13 protein-coding genes are annotated in these 18,700 nt (G+C 62.1%); 11 read left to right on the forward strand and 2 right to left on the reverse strand.

Going from position 1 to position 18,700, the window contains the following annotated elements:
• Positions 1 to 115: 115 nt before the first annotated feature.
• The 4 genes from MHH62_RS27630 to speA all read left to right on the forward strand — a co-directional run bounded on the left by MHH62_RS27630 (position 116) and on the right by speA (position 4,332).
• Entirely contained in the window at positions 116 to 1,183 is a 1,068-nt protein-coding gene (locus tag MHH62_RS27630; protein ID WP_003188197.1) for a DUF2333 family protein, read from the forward strand.
• Between the two features lie 2 nt (positions 1,184 to 1,185).
• Positions 1,186 to 1,722 carry an NUDIX hydrolase gene (locus tag MHH62_RS27635; RefSeq protein ID WP_014716735.1) on the forward strand — a complete coding sequence of 179 codons (537 nt, stop codon included), beginning with the start codon at positions 1,186 to 1,188 and terminating at the stop codon, positions 1,720 to 1,722.
• Positions 1,723 to 1,904: 182 nt separating this feature from the next.
• Positions 1,905 to 2,276: a translation initiation factor Sui1 gene (locus MHH62_RS27640; protein ID WP_003188201.1), complete on the forward strand. Its 372-nt coding sequence runs from the start codon at positions 1,905 to 1,907 to the stop codon at positions 2,274 to 2,276.
• A 142-nt stretch (positions 2,277 to 2,418) separates the two neighbouring features.
• Positions 2,419 to 4,332 (forward strand): arginine decarboxylase, encoded by a 1,914-nt coding sequence (gene speA / locus MHH62_RS27645; protein ID WP_003188203.1) that lies wholly within the window; start codon positions 2,419 to 2,421, stop codon positions 4,330 to 4,332.
• A gap of 112 nt (positions 4,333 to 4,444) precedes the next feature.
• Here speA and MHH62_RS27650 read toward each other — a convergent pair whose 3' ends face one another.
• The gene (locus MHH62_RS27650) at positions 4,445 to 5,788 is read right to left on the reverse strand and encodes an MATE family efflux transporter (RefSeq protein WP_339232192.1); all 1,344 of its coding nucleotides are present in this window, start codon (positions 5,786 to 5,788) and stop codon (positions 4,445 to 4,447) included.
• A 307-nt stretch (positions 5,789 to 6,095) separates the two neighbouring features.
• Here MHH62_RS27650 and MHH62_RS27655 point away from each other — a divergent pair, with 307 nt between their 5' ends.
• Positions 6,096 to 10,991 (forward strand): alpha-2-macroglobulin, encoded by a 4,896-nt coding sequence (locus MHH62_RS27655; protein ID WP_130175382.1) that lies wholly within the window; start codon positions 6,096 to 6,098, stop codon positions 10,989 to 10,991.
• A gap of 69 nt (positions 10,992 to 11,060) precedes the next feature.
• Here MHH62_RS27655 and MHH62_RS27660 read toward each other — a convergent pair whose 3' ends face one another.
• Entirely contained in the window at positions 11,061 to 11,354 is a 294-nt protein-coding gene (locus MHH62_RS27660) for a hypothetical protein (protein WP_003188208.1), read from the reverse strand.
• 224 nt (positions 11,355 to 11,578) lie between these two features.
• On the opposite strand from MHH62_RS27660, the gene pbpC reads away from it, so the two are divergent.
• From pbpC to MHH62_RS27690, 6 genes are all read left to right on the forward strand, one after another.
• On the forward strand, positions 11,579 to 13,891 hold the full coding sequence (gene pbpC / locus MHH62_RS27665; RefSeq protein ID WP_339233042.1) for a peptidoglycan glycosyltransferase PbpC: 2,313 nt from the start codon (positions 11,579 to 11,581) through the stop codon (positions 13,889 to 13,891).
• A 93-nt stretch (positions 13,892 to 13,984) separates the two neighbouring features.
• Complete coding sequence (locus MHH62_RS27670; RefSeq protein WP_003188211.1) at positions 13,985 to 14,293, forward strand: MazG-like family protein; 309 nt, start codon at positions 13,985 to 13,987, stop codon at positions 14,291 to 14,293.
• A complete protein-coding gene (locus tag MHH62_RS27675) occupies positions 14,286 to 15,035 on the forward strand; it encodes a methyltransferase (protein WP_014716739.1) in 750 nt (249 codons plus the stop codon). Before MHH62_RS27670 ends, MHH62_RS27675 begins: the two co-directional genes overlap by 8 nt.
• Positions 15,036 to 15,058: 23 nt before the next feature.
• The gene (locus MHH62_RS27680; RefSeq protein ID WP_014716740.1) at positions 15,059 to 15,661 is read left to right on the forward strand and encodes a DUF4136 domain-containing protein; all 603 of its coding nucleotides are present in this window, start codon (positions 15,059 to 15,061) and stop codon (positions 15,659 to 15,661) included.
• A 44-nt stretch (positions 15,662 to 15,705) separates the two neighbouring features.
• On the forward strand, positions 15,706 to 16,263 hold the full coding sequence (locus MHH62_RS27685; RefSeq protein ID WP_014716741.1) for a DUF4136 domain-containing protein: 558 nt from the start codon (positions 15,706 to 15,708) through the stop codon (positions 16,261 to 16,263).
• A gap of 266 nt (positions 16,264 to 16,529) precedes the next feature.
• On the forward strand, positions 16,530 to 18,473 hold the full coding sequence (locus MHH62_RS27690; protein WP_339232194.1) for a pilus assembly protein TadG-related protein: 1,944 nt from the start codon (positions 16,530 to 16,532) through the stop codon (positions 18,471 to 18,473).
• Positions 18,474 to 18,700 lie beyond the last annotated feature (227 nt).

The raw sequence follows: 18,700 nt of genomic DNA on the forward strand, positions 1-18,700 counted from the left end.
TTTCGTGTAAAAGCCCCGCACCGATGGGCACGATGGGGTAGGGTTGTGGTCGGAATGTCTGAACGCACCCGGACAATTGACGTGCATGAACTCAAGTGATTGAAAGGATATCGCCATGCTGGACTGGAAAAACCGCGAAGGCAGTGCCAAAGGCCCCGCCCCTGAGCCCAAGTCGGCCAACCGCAGCTATTTTCGCAACCTGCTGATGAGCCGGGCGTTGCTCAGCATCATCGGCTTGTACCTGCTGGTCACCGGTGGCCTGGGTTGGTACTGGAGCCAGGAGCCGGCGCTGTTTCCGGTGCAGCAAAACGCCCAGCTTGCCGCCGAGAAGGAAGGCAAGCAGATGGTGGTGGGTTACACCACCGTTGAAACACTCAAGACCGTGGTCGGCACCTTGCTGAACAAGCCAGGCGGCTACATCTCCAACGACCGTTTCCCTCCGGGCTTGTGGATGGACAATATGCCGAGCTGGGAGTACGGCGTGCTGGTGCAGGTGCGTGACCTTACCCGCGCCCTGCGTAAAGACTTCGCCCGCTCCCAGTCGCAGTCGGCTGAAGACGCTGACTTGGCCAAGGCCGAGCCGCGCTTCAACTTCGATAACAAGAGCTGGGTGCTGCCTTCCAGTGAGTCGGAATATCAGGAAGGCATCAATTCCCTGAGCCGCTACGAAGCGCGCCTGTCTGACCCGAACCAGCGCGGCGCGCTGTTTTATGCGCGTGCCGACAACCTCAACAACTGGCTGGGTGATGTGGCCACCCGTTTGGGTTCGTTGTCCCAGCGTCTGTCCGCCAGCGTAGGCCGGGTCAAGTTGAACACTGCGCTGAAAACCGAGGCGCTGGCGCCGGGTGAAGTGCCGCAGGTTGATGAAGAAGTGGTGGAAACCCCATGGATGCAAATCGACAACGTGTTCTACGAAGCGCGCGGCCAGGCGTGGGCCCTGTCCCATCTGTTGCGTGCCATCGAAGTCGACTTTGCCGACGTACTGGCCAAGAAAAACGCCACCGTCAGCGTGCGCCAGATCATTCGTGAGCTAGAGGCCTCGCAGGAACCGGTATGGAGTCCTATGATTCTTAACGGCAGTGGCTTCGGCGTACTGGCGAACCATTCGCTGGTGATGGCCAACTACATTTCCCGGGCAAACGCTGCAGTGATCGACTTGCGTCAGCTCCTCAACCAGGGTTGATGATGGACGCTACTCAAAAGGAGGCCGCACACCGAGCGGCTTCCGATGCTGAACTGATCTGCTGGGTCGACGAGCAGGACCACCTGCTCGGCCACCTGGTCAGGTCCGACCTGCGCCAGCGCGGCTTGATTGGCCGCTGCACGTTTATCTTCCTGTTCAATTCCAAAGGCGAGTTGTGTGTGCACCGGCGCACGCTCAGCAAGGCGTTGTATCCAGGGTATTGGGATACGGCGGCGGGTGGGATGGTGGCCGAAGGTGAGAGTTATGCCGTTTCGGCAGCCCGCGAGCTGGAAGAGGAATTGGGCGTCAGCGGTGTGCCCTTGACCGAACATGACCATTTCTATTTTGAGGATGGCGACAGTCGGCTTTGGTGCAAATCCTACTCTGCCGTCTGGGACGGCCCCCTGCGCCTGCAGCCCGAGGAGGTCATGGAAGCGCGGTTTTTAAGCATCGAAATCATCCAGCAAGAGGCCGAACAAAAGCCCTACTGCCCGGACGCCCAGGAAGGCTTGCGGCGCTATCTGGCCTCGCGTCGCTAAAGTTGCAAAAAATGGCGCCATTTGGCTCTTAGCAAGTCGGCTTTTTGCCGTTACACTGCGCGCCTTTTCACCCGAACCACATTAGCGGTTCGGTAGCGCTGCCCCTGCCTGAGTGGGGCTTCGCGGTCGGTCACCGCCTTGTGCGGCGCCGATCAGTCTTCATCCTCCCAAGAGGATTGCCGGTGGCCAAAAAAGCCGCATCCTTCGCCGCCCTTGGTGGCCTGGTATTTTCCACCGACGCAGGTCGACACTGCCCGGACTGTCGTCAGCCCGTGGATTCGTGCACCTGCAAACAGACCCTGATCCCTGAAGGCGACGGTATTGCCCGCGTGCGTCGCGAGAGCAAAGGCCGTGGCGGCAAGACGGTGACCACCATCACCGGCGTGCCCCTGGCTGAAGAGGCCCTGAAGGAATTGGCCACTTCGCTGAAAAAGCGCTGTGGCACCGGTGGCGCGTTGAAAGACGGGGTTATCGAGATCCAGGGCGATCACGTCGAGTTGCTGTTGGCCGAGCTGATCAAGCTCGGGTACAAGGCCAAGAAGTCCGGCGGCTGAAAGCCTCTTCCCAACCTGTGGCTAAACTCTGTCCTGCCAGTGGGGTCTACTTCCCTTGCAGGCAAATCGTCATTTTCATTCTTTAGACTGCGCCAGCCTCCGCGAGAGGTGGCGCCTTCGCCTTCATTTATAGGGGACTTCGATGTCCGTACGACGCACACGCAAAGACGATGGCAGCCAATGGACAGTTGCGGACAGCCGCAGTGTTTACGGGATTCGCCATTGGGGGGCCGGGTATTTCGCGATCAATGAAGCCGGTCGCGTAGAAGTTCGTCCGAACGGCCCGAACAGCACGCCCGTCGACCTGTACGAGCAAGTCGATGAGCTGCGCAAAAGCGGCCTGTCGTTGCCGCTGTTGGTACGCTTCCCCGATATCCTGCAAGACCGCGTGCGCCAATTGACCGGTGCCTTCGATGCCAACATCGAACGCCTGGAATACCAGAGCAAGTACACCGCGCTGTACCCGATCAAGGTGAACCAGCAAGAAGCGGTGATCGAGAACATCATTGCCACCCAGAACGTCTCCATCGGCCTGGAAGCCGGCTCCAAGCCTGAGCTGCTGGCCGTGCTGGCCCTGGCGCCGAAGGGCGGCACCATCGTCTGCAACGGTTATAAAGACCGTGAGTTCATCCGCCTGGCGCTGATGGGCCAGAAGCTCGGCCACAACGTGTTCATCGTGATCGAGAAAGAGTCCGAGGTGGGGCTGGTGATCGAAGAGGCGGCGAGCCTCAAGGTCAAGCCGCAGGTGGGCCTGCGTGTGCGCCTGTCGTCCCTGGCATCGAGCAAGTGGGCGGACACCGGTGGCGAGAAATCCAAGTTCGGCTTATCCGCAGCGCAGCTGCTGTCAGTGGTCGAGCGCTTCCGCGCGGCCGGCCTGGACCAGGGCATCCGCCTGCTGCACTTCCACATGGGCTCGCAGATCGCCAACCTGGCCGACTACCAGCACGGGTTCAAGGAAGCCATTCGTTACTACGGCGAACTGCGCAACCTCGGCCTGCCGGTGGACCACATCGACGTCGGTGGTGGCCTGGGCGTGGACTACGACGGTACCCACTCGCGCAACGCCAGTTCGATCAACTACGACATGGACGACTACGCCGGCGTGGTAGTGGGCATGCTCAAGGAATTCTGCGACGCGCAGAGCCTGCCGCATCCGAACATCTTCTCCGAAAGCGGCCGTTCCCTGACCGCTCACCACGCCATGCTGGTGGTACAGGTCACTGACGTCGAGAAGCACAACGACGAAATCCCGACCATCGAAAACAAGGAAAGCCTGCCCGAAACCGTGCAATGGCTGGTGGACCTGCTGGGCCCGACCGACATCGAGATGGTCACCGAAACCTACTGGCGCGCCACCCACTACATGAGCGATGTGGCGGCCCAGTACGCCGACGGCAAGCTGACCCTGGCCGAAAAAGCCCTGGCCGAACAGTGCTACTTCGCGGTGTGCCGCCGCCTGCACAACTCGTTGAAAGCCCGCCAGCGCTCGCACCGCCAGGTGCTGGACGAACTCAATGACAAGCTGGCCGACAAGTACATCTGCAACTTCTCGGTATTCCAGAGCTTGCCGGATACCTGGGCCATCGGCCAGGTCCTGCCTATTCTGCCGCTGCACCGCCTCGACGAAGAGCCGCTGCGCCGCGCCGTGCTGCAAGACCTGACCTGCGACTCCGACGGCAAGATCAAGCAATACGTCGACGAGCAAAGCATCGAAACCAGCCTGCCGGTGCACGGCTTGAACGAAGGCGAGGACTACCTGCTGGGGATCTTCCTGGTCGGCGCCTATCAGGAAATCCTGGGCGACATGCACAACCTGTTCGGTGACACCGACTCGGTGAACATCTACCAGCGTGAAGACGGTTCGGTGTACAGCGCCGGGATCGAGACCCACGACACCATCGAAGACATGCTGCGCTATGTGCACTTGTCGCCGGAGGAGTTGATGACTCATTACCGGGACAAGTGCGCCAGTGCGAAGATCTCGGCCTCGGAGCGCACCCAGTTCCTGGATGCGTTGCGCCTGGGCCTGACCCGTTCTTCGTACCTGTCCTCGTAATAAAAATGTGGGAGCGGGCTTGCCCGCGATGGCGGAGTGTCAGGCAACCGTTAGGGGGCTGACCCACCGCCATCGCGGGCAAGCCCGCTCCCACATTTGGGTCTGCGTTCCTTCAGTTCCCGCCCAGCCACAGCCCTTGCCGATTCAAGTGCCAGGCAATTGCCCACAGCGTCAGGCTGCGCACCGCCATGAACAGCAGGAAGGTGATCCACAACCCGTGGTTACCCAAGCCCTGCAACGCCCAGGCAATCGGCAGTACCAGCAGCACCGTCAGCAACATCCCATTGCGCATCTCCCGCGCGCGCGTTGCGCCGATAAACAAGCCATCGAGCAAATAACTCCACACCGCAATCAACGGCAATACCGCAAGGTAGGGCAGGTAGATATCGGCGGTTTCGCGCACGCTGGGGATATCGGTTTGCATGGCGATAAATAGATGGCCGCCGAAGGTGAACAGCAGGGCGAAGCCGATGCTGGCGATCAGTGACCAACCGCAGGCCACGACTAATGAGCGACGCAACGCCTGCCGGTCACGGGCGCCGATGGCGTGGCCGCAGAGGGCTTCGACCGCGTGGGCCAAGCCATCCAATGCGTGAGCCGTCAGTAACAGGCCGTTAAGCAGCAGCGCATTGGCTGCCACGGTGGCATCGCCCAACCTTGCGCCTTGCACGGTGATCATGAAAAACAACGACTGCAACGCCAGGCTGCGGATGAAGATGTCGCGGTTGACCGCCAGCAACGGGCGCCAGCTTTGCCACAGTTTCAACGCGGCCCAGGCGATATGCCCCGGATAGGCGCGCAGGGCTTTTTGCGTGAGCGCCAGGCCGAGCAGGGCGCCGGTCCATTCCGCGATCACCGAGGCACGGGCGGAGCCGACCACGCCCCAGTCCAGGCCAATTACAAACCACAGGTTAAGCGCAATGTTGACCAGGTTGGTGGTCAGCAGAATCGCCAACGGCGCCCGCGCATTCTGAGTGCCGAGGAACCAGCCGACCAGCGCATAGCTGGCGAGGGCGGCTGGCAGACCGAACAGACGGGTGTGGAAAAACTCGCGGGTCAGTTGGTTCAGTTCTGGCGAAGGCTGCATCCATTCCAGGGCCAGATGGCTCAAGGGAATGCCCGCGGTGCCCAGCAGCATCGCCAGGCCCAGCGCCAGCAACAAGCCTTGCAACAGGATCTGCCGCAACGCCGCGCCATCGTTGCGCCCGGCGGCTTGGGCGGCGAAGCCGGTGGAGCCCATGCGCAGGAAGCCCATGGCCCAGGCGAGGAAGGTATACAGGCTGGCGCCGACAGCCACGGCGCCCAGTTGATGGGCGTGGGGCAGGTGGCCGATGACCATGCTGTCCACCAGGGCCACCAAGGGCACCGAGATATTCGACAGGATCATCGGCGCGGCCAGGGCCCAGACGCGGCGGTGGGTAGGGCGGTGGCGCCAGTCGGACAATAAGGTGGACATGCAGTCTCCTTCGGGGGAGCGGCATTGTACCCGGCCATCAGTTGTACAGCAGGCCCAATGTGGGAGCTGGCTTGCCTGCGATGACGGACTCTTTGCCAACTCATCCGGTGACTGACCCACCGCTATCGCAGGCAAGCCAGCTCCCACATTTTGATCTTGATCGCCAATGGTTGTGGGATTTGGCTTGGCTTCATGCCCCACCAAGAACCAACCGCCCCTCCGTCGGTCAATGTGACCGGTGCCGCAGCGGCTTGGTCGGCGCTGATATATAGTTCACCCCTCGGTTCCCTCTGACTATGAGTGCCCCATGCTTAACAAAGGACTGTTCCTGGCCTGCGCGCTGGCCCTGCTGAGCGCTTGCGATTCTTCCGATAAACCCGCTGCACCGCCTGCGCCCACTGTGGCGGCAGCGCCGAAGCCGGTGAAAGCTGCGGTGGACGTGGCAGCGTTGAAGCAACGCTATGCCGGGCGCGAGCTGAGCGTGGTGGACGTGTCCGAGGTGCAGTTGGACGGGGCCAGCACCTTGTCGGTGAGCTTTTCCATTCCTCTGGATCCGGATCAGAAGTTCGCCGACAAGCTGCACCTGGTAGACAGCAAGTCCGGCAAGGTCGATGGCGCCTGGGAACTGTCCGATAACCTGATGGAATTGCGCCTGCGCCACCTTGAGCCGCAGCGCAAGCTGGTGCTGACCGTGGACGCCGGGGTGAAGGCAGTCAACGGCAACACCCTCGCCGCCGAATACAGCGCCCGCCTGGAAACCCGCGACCTGCAAGCCACCGTCGGCTTCGCCAGCCGCGGCACCCTGTTGCCGACGCGCCTGGCCGAGGGCCTGCCGGTGATCGCGTTGAACGTCGACAAGATCGACGTGGAATTCTTCCGGATCAAACCCGAATCCCTGCCGTCATTCCTGGCGCAGTGGGGGCGTAATACCAGCCTGCAAAGCTATGAGTCCCGTGAACTGCTGCCAATGGCCGAGCTGGTCTACGGCGGGCGTTTCGACCTGAACCCGGCGCGCAATACCCGCGAAACCCTGCTGCTGCCGATTGCCGGCCTCAAGCAGTTGCAGCAGCCGGGCGTGTACCTGGCGGTGATGCGTGCTTCGGGCACCTATAACTATTCGCAACCGGCCACCCTGTTCACCTTGAGTGATATCGGTCTGTCGGTGCACCGCTATGCCAATCGCCTGGATGTGTTTACCCAGGCGTTGGAAGGCGGTAAGGCGCTCAACGGCGTCGAACTGGAAATCCTCGATGCCGAAGGCCGCGTGCTCGGCCAGGGCAAGACCGAAGACGGTGGCCACGCCGAGTTGCCACTGCCGAAAAAAGCCCAGGTGTTACTGGCCAAGCAGGGCGAGCAAACCAGCCTGCTGCGCCTGGACAGCGCCGCGCTGGACCTCGCCGAGTTCGATATCGGCGGGCAGCCCTCTCACCCGTTGCAGTTCTTTGTGTTCGGCCCGCGTGACCTGTATCGCCCCGGCGAAACCGTGCTGCTCAACGCGCTGTTGCGTGACAAGGATGGCAAGGCGGTAAAGCCGCAACCGGTCAGCGTCGAAGTACGGCGCCCGGATGAACAGGTGAGCCGCAAGTTCGTGTGGGAGGCCGACGCGTCCGGCCTGTATCAATACCCGTTGCAACTGGCCGGCGAGGCGCCGACCGGTCGCTGGCAGTTGGTATTCGACCTCGGTGACGGCAAGCCGCAACTGTATGAATTTCTCGTCGAAGACTTCCTGCCCGAACGCCTGGCGCTGGAACTCAAGGGCAGTGACACGGCGTTGAGCCCGGCGGATAACCCGGTCATCCAGGTCAACGGTCGTTACCTCTACGGCGCGCCCGCATCCGGTAACCGCGTCAGTGGCCAGGTGTACGTGCGCCCACTGCGTGAGGCGGTCAAATCCCTGCCGGGCTACCAGTTCGGTTCCGTGACGGAAGAAGAGCTGAGCCAGGATTTCGAGCTGGACGAAAGCGTACTCGACGCCAATGGCGAGCAAGCGCTGACCCTGGAAAGCAAGTGGGCCGAGGCCAAATCGCCGTTGCAACTGATCGTGCAAGCCAGCCTGCAAGAGTCCGGCGGGCGGCCGATTACCCGGCGCCTGGTGCAGCCGATCTGGCCGGCCGAGCAGTTGCCGGGCCTGCGTGGCCTGTTTGATGGCAAGGAAACCAACGGCGATGGCCCGGTGGAATTCGAAGTGCTGGTGGCCAACCAGGACGGTCAGAAACTGGCCGCACAAGACCTCAAGGTGCGCCTGGTGCGTGAGCGCCGCGACTACTACTGGAACTACTCGGAGAATGACGGCTGGAGCTACCACTTCAACGAGAAATTCCTCAATCTCGATGAGCAGAGCCTGAACATCAAGGCTGGCGACACCGCCAAGGTCAGCTTCCAGGTGGAGTGGGGCCCTTACCGCGTGGAGGTCGAAGACCCGCAGACCGGGCTGGTCAGCAGCCTGCGTTTCTGGGCCGGCTACCAGGCCCAGGACAACACCGAAGGCGGTGCCGTGCGCCCCGACCAGGTCAAGCTGGCGTTGGACAAACCCGCCTATGGTGATGGCGACACCGCCAACGTCACCGTCACGCCACCGGCTGCCGGTAAAGGCTACCTGTTGGTGGAGTCTGCCGAAGGTCCGCTGTGGTGGCAGGAAATCGACGTGCCGGCCGAAGGCAAAAGCTTTGCGGTGAAGCTCGACCCGAAATGGTCGCGCCACGATCTGTATGTAAGCGCCCTGGTGATTCGTCCGGGCGAGCGCAAAGCCAACATCACGCCTAAACGCGCCGTGGGCTTGCTGCACCTGCCGCTGGATCGTACCCAGCGCAAACTCGGCCTGACCCTCACCGCGCCAGAAAAAATGCGCCCCAAACAACCGCTGACGGTGAAGATCGCCGCCAAAAACGCCGATGGCAGCGTGCCCCAACAGGTGCACGTACTGCTGGCGGCGGTGGATGTGGGCATCCTCAATATCACCGAATACCCAACGCCCGATCCGTACGCCAGCCTGTTTGGCCGCAAAGCCTATGGCGTCGACCAATTCGACATCTATGGGCAACTGATCGAAGCCGGTCAAGGGCGCCTGGCCAGCCTGGCATTTGGTGGCGACGCGGCATTGGCCAAAGGCGGCAAGCGCCCGGACACCAGCGTTACCATCGTTGCCCTGCAAAGCGCCCCGGTGACTCTGAACGACAAAGGCGAGGGTGAAGTCAGCGTCAATATTCCCGACTTCAACGGCGAACTGCGCCTGATGGCCCAAGCCTGGAGCGATGATCGCTACGGTATGGCCGAAGGCAAGACCGTGATCGCCGCCCCGCTGATTGCCGAGTTGTCGGCGCCGCGCTTCCTGGCAGGAGGCGACCAGACCACCCTGGCCCTGGACCTCTCCAACCTGTCGGGCAAGGCCCAGAAACTCGATGTGCAATTGACCGCGCAAGGTCAGCTGCAGTTGGTCAACAGTGGCGCGCAATCGGTTGAGCTCAAGCAAGGTCAGCGCACCACCCTGCGTATTCCGGTACAAGCCTGGGGCGGGCTCGGCCAGGGCAAGGTCACGGTCACCGTCAACGGCCTGGACTTGCCGGGTGAAAACCTGCCGCCGTTCAGCCGCGAATGGACCTTGGGCGTACGCCCGGCGTACCCGGCCTTGCTCAAGCATTACCGCGCAGTGCTCAAGGATCAGCCGTGGAGCTTGCCGTCGGGCGCACTGGATCAATTCGATGCATCGGGACGTGAGGCGTTGTTGAGCCTGTCGAGCCGGCCGCCGTTGAACCTGGGCGCGCAGATCAGTGCACTCAAGGCGTACCCCTACGGTTGCCTGGAGCAAACCGCCAGTGGCTTGTACCCGTCGCTGTACGCCGACGACGCGTTGCTCAAGCGCCTGAGTATCAAGGGCGAGCCGGATGCCGAGCGCAAGCGCAAGATCGAGTTGGGCATTGAGCGCCTGCTGGGCATGCAGCGCTACAACGGCAGCTTTGGTTTGTGGGGCGCCGATGGCGAGGAAGAATATTGGCTGACCGCCTATGTCACCGACTTCCTGCTGCGCGCCCGCGACCAGGGTTTTGCCGTCCCGCCTGAAGCCTTGAAGAAGGCCAGCGAGCGCCTGTTGCGGTATGTGCAGGAACGTAATCTGATCGAGGTGGATTACAGCGACAACGCCGAACACACCCGGTTTGCCGTGCAGGCGTATGCCGGCATGGTGTTGGCGCGCAGTCAGCAGGCGCCATTGGGCGCGTTGCGCAGCCTGTTCGAACGGCGCAGCGACGCACGCTCCGGCTTACCGCTGGTGCAGTTGGCCATTGCCCTGCAGAAAATGGGTGACCAGCCCCGTGCGGATCAGGCGTTGTTGGCCGGCTTGGCGGCGCAGCGCAATGCCAATGAGTGGCTGGCCGACTACGGTAGCCCGCTGCGCGACCAGGCGATGATCCTGGCGTTGCTGGAGGAGAACGACTTGGCCAAGGGCCAGCGCGAGGAGCGGTTGTTCACCTTGTCGGATCAGTTGGCCGCCAGCCCGTACCTGTCGACCCAGGAGCGTAATTCACTGTTCCTGGCCGGGCGCCTCGGGTTCGCCAAGCCCCAAGCGAACTGGCAAGTGTCGCTCACCGGCAGCGGCGGTGTGCGTGAGTTGAACAACCAGCAATCGACGTTGGAGTTGGACGGTAAGTTGTTGTCCAGCGACCTGGCCTTGAGCAATCAGGGTGAAGCGCCGGTGTACCAGCAATTGACGGTCTCGGGTTATCCACACGTGCCGCCAGCGGCCGGTGGCAACAACCTGAGTATCCGCCGCGAATACCTGGGCATGAACGGCCAGCCGTTGAACCTGCGTAACCTCAACAGCGGTGATCTGGTGCTGGTGCACTTGGCGGTCAGCGCCAAGCAACGGGTGCCGGATGCCCTGGTGGTCGACCTGTTGCCTGCCGGCCTGGAACTGGAAAACCAGAACCTGGCCCAAAGCGCGGCGAGCCTGGAGAACGCCAGCAGCCAGGTGAAGGAGTGGCGTGAGTCGATGCAGAATGCCTCGCTCAAGCATCAGGAGTTCAGGGACGATCGCTATGTGGCCGCGATGAATCTGGATGGCTATGGCACCACGCACTTGCTGTACCTGGCGCGCGCGGTGACACCGGGAACCTACCGCGTGCCGCCGCCGCAGGTAGAGTCGATGTATCGGCCGAACTGGCAGGCGGTGGGCGAGACGCCGGTGGATATGGTGATCAAGGGCCGCTGAAAGACAATGGTTGAATCCCTGTAGGAGCGAGCAAGCTCGCTCCTACAGGGGGAATCGAGCGTTTGCCCGTCAGTGCACAACCCAACTCAGCAACCACAGCCCCAGCATCAGCCAGATGATCCCCACGATAATCGAGGCCCGCATAAAGGCGCGTACCGCCGAGTAGAGGAACAACAACCCGACAATCAGGGTAATGATGCTGATGATCGAGGTGTCCATGCCCAAGGTGCGTGACAGGCCGTCGATAAAGTTGCCGCCGGCGTGGGTCAAGGCCCCGAACAAACCGCTGAGCCCGTCGACGATAAAACGGATGACGGAACCGAGCGCCTGGCCCAACCATTCGAAAAAGCTTTCTACCTGCATGTGCGTGTCCTGATGAGAAGGTGGGCGTAACTGTGCCTTTGGTTGTCGATAACGCAGGCGAGTTCCCTGCAAGCATAGAGGTTTGCCCGTTTGAGTTTTAGTTTAATCACTTCCGAATGTACGCGGCCCAATGTGGGAGTTGGCTTGCCGGCGATAGCGGTGGGGCAGTTGTGGATAAGTTGACTGATCCTGCGCTATCGCAGGCAAGCCAGCTCCCACAGTTATTGCGCTGGGCTTTGGGTTGTGTGGTGTTGGTGGTTGCCCTGCTATGGCTGGCCGATCGTATCTGGCCCTTGCCCCTGCCCCAGGATGACCTGGCCCGGGTAGTGCTGGCCGAAGATGGCACACCACTGTGGCGATTTGCCGATGCCCATGGCGTATGGCGCTACCCGGTACACACCAGCGAAGTATCGCCTTATTACCTCGACGCGTTGCTCACCTATGAAGACCGTTGGTTCTACCAGCACCCCGGCGTAAACCCGTTGGCGCTGGTGCGTGCGACCTGGCAAAACCTGAGCGGCGCGCGGGTGGTGTCCGGCGGCAGCACTTTGTCGATGCAGGTTGCGCGCCTGCTCGACCCACATTCACGCACCCTGCACGGCAAGTTACGCCAGCTGTGGCGTACCGCGCAGCTGGAGTGGCACCTGTCCAAGGACGAAATCCTCAACCTGTACCTGAACCGCGCACCTTTCGGCGGCACGCTGCAGGGCGTGGCGGCGGCAAGCTGGGCGTACCTGGGCAAGTCACCGTCTCAGCTGACTCACGCCGAAGCCGCGTTGCTCGCGGTGTTGCCCCAGGCGCCAAGCCGTTTGCGCCCGGACCGTCATCCGCAGCGCGCCCAGGAGGCCCGCGACAAAGTGCTGCGCCGCCTGGCCGAGTTTCAGGTATGGCCGCAATCGGCGGTTGATGAAGCCCTGGAAGAACCCCTGCTGCTCGCCCCACGCTTGGAACCTAGCCTGGCGCCTCTGCTCGCACGCCGGCTGAACCGCCCCGACAGCCCGCCGCTGATCCGCACCACCCTGGATGCCACCTTGCAACGCCGTCTGGAAGACCTGTTGCTGGGCTGGCGCGCACGCCTGCCGGAACACACCTCGGCGGCCATCCTGGTGGTGGAAGAAGAAAGCATGGCGGTGCGCGCCTACCTGGGGTCGGTGGATATCAACGACACCAAGCGCTTTGGCCATGTGGACATGATCAGCGCACTGCGTTCGCCCGGTTCCACCTTGAAACCTTTTCTCTACGGGATGGCGTTGGACGACGGCCTGATTCACTCCGAATCGCTGTTGCAGGACGTGCCTCGACGTTATGGCGACTACCGCCCTGGCAACTTTTCCATGGGTTTTACCGGCGCGGTGCCTGCGAGCACGGCGTTGTCCAGCTCGTTGAACCTGCCGGCGGTGCAACTGCTGGAAGCCTACGGGCCCAAGCGCTTTGCCGCGCAGATGCGCATCGGTGGCGTGCCGTTGGCGTTGCCGGCATTGGCCGAGCCGAACCTGGCGCTGATCCTCGGCGGTGCGGGCAGTCGCCTGGAGGACCTGGTGAGTGGCTACAGCGCCCTGGCCCGCGATGGCAAGAGCGCCACCCTGCGGTTGCAACCGGACGATGCGCTCAGGGAGCGGCCTTTGCTGTCGCCCGGCGCCGCCTGGATTGTGCGGCGCATCCTCAGCGGCCAGGCGCGGCCCGACCGCGACCCGCGTGCCGAGCTGGTCCAACGCCCGGTGCTGGCGTGGAAGACCGGTACCAGCTATGGCTTTCGCGATGCCTGGGCGATTGGCGTAGGCCCGCGTTACCTGATCGGCGTATGGATCGGCCGGCCCGATGGCACGCCGGTACCCGGGCAATTCGGCCTGGCGTCGGCAGCGCCGTTGATGCTGCAGGTGCACGACGTGCTGACCAACCGCGACAGCCAGCGCGGCATCAGTGCGCCGGTCAAACCGGTGCCTGCCAATATCGGCGTGGCGGCGATCTGTTGGCCGCTGGGCCAGCCCATGAGCCGCAGCGACCCCAACTGCCGCCGCCAGCGTTTTGCCTGGACCCTGGACAACACCACGCCGCCGACCTTGCAGGCATTGGATCAACCCTTGAGTGTGGGCTTGATGGAAAGCATCTGGGTTAACACCAAAGGCTTGCGGGTCGATGCCCATTGTCCTGGCGCAACCTCCAAAAGCATTGCCCTATGGCCGGCACCGCTGGAGCCTTGGGTACCCAGGGTTGAACGCCGCGAAGCGCGCATCCCGCCGGCTGACCCGGACTGCCCGCCACCGGCGCTGGCCGCGTCATCGCCGTTGTCCATCGTAGGCGTACGCGAGGGCGATCAATTGCGTCTGCCCGCTGCCAGTCAGCAAGCCTTGCGCCTGAACATCTCCGCCCTGGGCGGCAGTGGCCGGCGTTGGTGGTTCCTCAATGGTGCGCCGTTGGGCGACAGCGCCAGTCAGGACAGCATCAATGCCAGTTTTGAACGGCTGGGCCGCTATCAGCTCAGCGTATTGGATGAAGCCGGTCAAACCGCCAGGCTCGAGTTCAGCGTTGTCGACTGATCGCTGATCGTTCCCACGCTCTGCGTGGGAACGCCGCCTGGGACGCTCCGCGTCCCGTCATGGGGTAAGCTATACCCATTCAGGAGCCCGCGCATGAACCTCGAACACCTCACCGAACGCCTGCACCGCATCCGCGATACCAATGACTGGAAACAGTTTCACAGCCCGAAAAACCTGGCCATGGCTGCCAGCGTGGAAATGGCCGAGCTGGTGGAAATCTTCCAATGGCTCACCGAAGACCAATCCCGCCAACTGCCCGCCGATAAACTCGCCCATGCGGGCCAAGAGGTCGGTGATATCGTCCTGTACCTGCTGCTGCTGTGCAGTGAACTGGGCCTGGATATGAACGAAGTGGTGCGCGCCAAACTGGCCGATAGCGAACGGCGGTTTGCCCATGAGTGATCGTCATTTCGACCAGTTGGCCACGCGCTTTGCCGAAAAGATCTACGGCGGCGCCAAGGGCGCGATTCGCCTGGCGGTGCTCCAGGCCGACCTGGTAGAAGCCTTGCCGCAACGCCCATTGCGCGTGCTGGATATCGGTGCAGGCCTGGGGCATATGTCGCTGTGGCTGGCCGAGCAGGGCCACGAGGTAACCCTGGCCGAACCCGCTGCGCCGATGCTTGAAGGGGCGCGTCAGCGCTTTGCTGACGCCGGCCAGACCGCGACCTTTATTCATGCACCGTGGCAGGACTTGCTCGGCCAACTCACCGAGCCTTACGATCTGGTGCTGTGCCATGCCGTGCTGGAGTGGTTGGCCGAGCCCCACGCCATCCTGCCGGTGCTGCACCAACTGACGCTGCCGGGGGGCTGGTTGTCCCTGGCCTTCTACAACCGTGATGCGTTGATCTACCGCAACCTGCTCAAAGGCCACTTCCGCAAAATGCGCAAGAACGACATGGCCGGCGAAAAGCAGAGCCTGACGCCGCAACAACCCCTGGACCCACGGGAGTTGGCGACGCAACTCGAAGGGCTGTGGCAGGTCGAAAGCCAAAGTGGCGTGCGGGTGTTCCACGACTATATGCCGGTGGAATTCCAGGCGCGCGCCAACCTGCAGGACTTGTTGGAGATGGAGCTCGCTCACCGTCGTCACCCAAGCTTTGCCGGGCTTGGGCGATATTTGCACTGGATCTGCCGCCCGGTTTAAGCGGCCCAGCGTGGGAGGTCGACATGCGTCGTCTCGGTTTAATCCTGTTGTCTCTAGGCCTTGGGGCGTGCTCGAGCCCCAACCCTTACGTCGCCAGTTCGGCACCGATGCCGCCGGCGCCCGCCCAGGCGGCCACTACCTTTGATGCCAGCGCTTACCCCGCGCCGGTACGCGACTATGGCGCCTACCGCAGTTGGGGCTGGCTCAACGGCCAGTTGCCGGCGGGTACGGCCTGGGCCGATTCGGCGCAGATTGCCGAGGCGGTCAGCAGCGCTCTCGACCAGCGTGGCTTGCGTCCCTTGCATGACAAGCGTGCGCCCGACCTGCTGGTGAGCGCTGATGTACGCCTGGAAAAACGCCTGCGCCAGGTCCAGGATGATTACGGGTATGGCTACGGTGGCTACAACCGTTATGGCAATGGTTATGGCATGTACAACAGCGTGCCTGTGGTGCGTACCTATGAAGTGACAGTGGCCGTGGCGCGTATCAGCCTGTTCGATGCGCGCACCCGCCAGCCGGTGTGGAGCACCAGCGCCGAAACCACCAGCCAGGGCAGCCTGAGCGAACGCGCCGATAGCTTGCGCAAGGCGATGCAGAAGGCAATGGCCGCCTATCCGCCCAGTTAGCAGCTATTCTCATTACAGGCCCACGTTGTTTTTTGGAGAACACCATGCTTCGTCGCATCGCTGCACTTGCTGTTGTCATGTTGCTGGGCGGTTGCCAGAGCAACCAGGTCAACCATGATTTCGACGCCAGCCGAGACTTCGGCGCCTATCGCAATTGGGCCTGGAAAGACCCGGCGTTGCAGTACCGTCCCGATGACCCGCGAATCAAGAGCGACCTCACCGAGCAACGCATCCGCCAGGCCGTGGGCGAACAGCTGGATCAGCGCGGTTTGCGTCCTGCGGCGGCGGGTACCAAGGCAGACCTGAATGTGCAGGCCTATTTGATTGTCGAAGACCGCCAGCAGCAAGTCACCACCAACTATGGCGGTGCCTGGGGCGGCCCGTGGAATGGTTATTGGGGCGCGCCGATGTACAACGAAACGCGCAATATCACCTACAAAGTGGCGACCATCCAGATCGACCTGCTCGACGGCAAGGACGGCAAACTGGTGTGGCGCGGCAGCGACGAACAAATGATGGCCAGCACGCCAAACCCCGAGGATCGCAACAAGGCCATCCGCAGCACTGTGACCAAGATCCTCTCCAACTACCCGCCGCGCTGATCACCCCCTCTCACCCCTGTGGGAGCTTGCTCGCGAAAGCGGTGTGTCAGTCACTGCTTCAGTAACTGACACACCGCTTTCGCAGGCAAGCCAGCTCCCACATTTGATCTTCAGTGTTTTGAGCATAGCGTTTGCTTAGCTGAGTTGTATTAGGGGGCCGACATTCAGGGCATCTCCGCCAGTCGCCAATGTGGCGAGTTGCCAGCAACCTGCCGAAGCCTTGTCTACACTCCAGTGCAACGGAGAGTTAGCGCAGGAGTGCTTCGATGTCTCCCCGATTTGGTTCCAGGCAGCGTGGTGCAATAGGCTTGATGGCGGCAGGCACCTTGGCCTTGGCTCTGGTGTTTACGTTGCTGGCGGTCGACAGCGGGCGCTTGTATCTGGAAAAGCGCAAGCTGCAATCCGTCGCCGATACCTCGGCGTTGGAGGCAGCCGGTCTCGGTGGCCAATGCGGCACTAACACCACCGCCAACGCCTATGCCACGCAAAATGCGGCGCGCAACGGTTTTGTGGTCGGTAATGGCAGCACCCTGGCGGTGACATGCGGCACCCTGGCGACCAACGCCCTCAACACCCGTGTGTTCAGCGCCGATGCCACCAAGAGTGACGCAATCCGCGTGGTGGCCTCGCGCACCGTCCTGACCAGCATCGCCAATGGCCTGTGGAACCTGTTCAGCGGCGCGCCGATCAACCCGCAGATCAACTTGAGCGCCACCGCCGTCGCGGCGACACCGCCGCCCGTGGCGCAGTTGTCGATCCGCAGCAGCCTGGCCAGCGTCGATTCAGGCAAATCCCCACTACTTAACCTGGTCATCGGCAACCTGCTCGGCGGTAACCTGTCGCTCACGGCGGCGGGTTGGAACGGCTTGCTGCAGACCAACGTCAACCTGCTCAGTTACCTCGACCAACTGGCGATCAACCTGAACGTGAAGGCCGGTGACTACGATGCCTTGCTCAGTACCGCGGTCTCGGCGACTCAACTGATCGACGCTGCTGTGAAGGTCTTGCAGAAAAACGGCGCGGCGGCCACGGCGGTCATCAATGACGTGATTTCGATTCAAGCCATTGCACCTAACAGCAAGCTGTTAACGGTGGGAGACCTGGTCGACATCGCCACCGGCACGCCGACAGCGGCGCTGAACAGCAACGTGCAATTGTTTCAACTGCTGGAAGCGGTAGCGCAGTTGTCCAGTAGCAAGAATGCGGTGAGTGCGGCGGCGCAGGTCGCGATTCCGCTAGTGGGCAATGTGTCGATCCAGACCAAGGTCATCGAACCGCCGCAGCTGTCGGCCATTGGCAATCCAGCGTTGGCGAAGAAGGGCTTATTGAATACCCCGCCGACCGATCAGATTTTTGTACGCACTGCGCAAGTGCGTACGTTGGTGACTGTACAGGCGCCGATCATCAAGGCGGTTTCTGGCGTGGCGTCCATATTGACGGGCCTGGGCACGCCGGTGTCCCAGGTGGTCAAGGGCTTGTTGAATCTCAACCTGCCGGCGGTGGTTGGCGGTGTGTTGTGCCTGGTGGCCTGCAATGTGGCTGACGTCGATGTCACAACATCGCTAGGCATTTACATCGAAGCCGGCAGTGCGCAAACCAATGTCACGGATTTCAATTGCGACTCGCCGGCTTCCAAGTCCTTGACAGTGAAAACCACCACGTCCCTGGCTACCTTGGCCGTCGGTACGGTGGATCCGGCGGCGGCTTTTTCTTCCTCCGCAGCAGTCAATGTACAGCCCGTCAGATTGATCGATTTTGGCGAGCGCTACTGTGTGGTCCTGACGCTGCTGTGCAGCCCCAACCGTACGCCTAATGTGGGGGGCGGTTTGCTGTTGAAAGCCAACTCCACCATTGCCGCGCAAACCAGCACGATGGTGTTTGCGCCGGTGGCCGAGATGAATGCGCCGCCCACCTACAAGTTCGCGCCGGGCACCGCCAATATCGTCGGCAGCCTGGTGTCGACGCTTAATGGCTTGCAGGTGACTTACGCACCGCCTAGCGGCACTGTCTCCAATGGTGCGTTGGCTGGGGTCGCCGGGTTGTTGGCGACTATCACTACGGCGGTGGTGGGGCTGATCCAGAATGTGTTGTCGCCGATTCTCGACCCCATCGTTAATACCTTGCTGAGTGCCTTGGGCATCAACCTGGGCAATGCCGAAGTCGGTGCCAACCTTACTTGCCATATGGGTCGGGCTTATCTGGTGATTTAGCTGACCTTTCGAGTTCCAAATGTGGGAGCTGGCTTGCCTGCGATGGCGGCCCGCCAGCCGACACTTCTCTAGCTGACACCCTAAGATCCAACTGTGGGAGCGGGCTTGCTCGCGAAGGCGGCCTGGCAGTCAACACAGTTGGACCGGGTACATATCCATTATTTAGGTAACGGCCACTTAGGGTTCCGCCCTGACGGCGGCTCACTTTGCAAAAGCGGCAAAGTAAG

Source organism: Pseudomonas sp. FSL L8-0168 (genome assembly GCF_037976155.1).
Classification (GTDB): Bacteria; Pseudomonadota; Gammaproteobacteria; order Pseudomonadales; family Pseudomonadaceae; genus Aquipseudomonas; species Aquipseudomonas paracarnis.

Coding starts and splice junctions, on each gene's coding strand:
- MHH62_RS27630 (WP_003188197.1), top strand. CDS start 116: ATGCTGGACTGGAAAAACCGCGAAGGCAGTGCCAAAGGCCCCGCCCCT.
- MHH62_RS27635 (WP_014716735.1), top strand. CDS start 1,186: ATGGACGCTACTCAAAAGGAGGCCGCACACCGAGCGGCTTCCGATGCT.
- speA (WP_003188203.1), top strand. CDS start 2,419: ATGTCCGTACGACGCACACGCAAAGACGATGGCAGCCAATGGACAGTT.
- MHH62_RS27650 (WP_339232192.1), bottom strand. CDS start 5,788: ATGTCCACCTTATTGTCCGACTGGCGCCACCGCCCTACCCACCGCCGC.
- MHH62_RS27655 (WP_130175382.1), top strand. CDS start 6,096: ATGCTTAACAAAGGACTGTTCCTGGCCTGCGCGCTGGCCCTGCTGAGC.
- MHH62_RS27660 (WP_003188208.1), bottom strand. CDS start 11,354: ATGCAGGTAGAAAGCTTTTTCGAATGGTTGGGCCAGGCGCTCGGTTCC.
- MHH62_RS27670 (WP_003188211.1), top strand. CDS start 13,985: ATGAACCTCGAACACCTCACCGAACGCCTGCACCGCATCCGCGATACC.
- MHH62_RS27675 (WP_014716739.1), top strand. CDS start 14,286: ATGAGTGATCGTCATTTCGACCAGTTGGCCACGCGCTTTGCCGAAAAG.
- MHH62_RS27680 (WP_014716740.1), top strand. CDS start 15,059: ATGCGTCGTCTCGGTTTAATCCTGTTGTCTCTAGGCCTTGGGGCGTGC.
- MHH62_RS27685 (WP_014716741.1), top strand. CDS start 15,706: ATGCTTCGTCGCATCGCTGCACTTGCTGTTGTCATGTTGCTGGGCGGT.
- MHH62_RS27690 (WP_339232194.1), top strand. CDS start 16,530: ATGTCTCCCCGATTTGGTTCCAGGCAGCGTGGTGCAATAGGCTTGATG.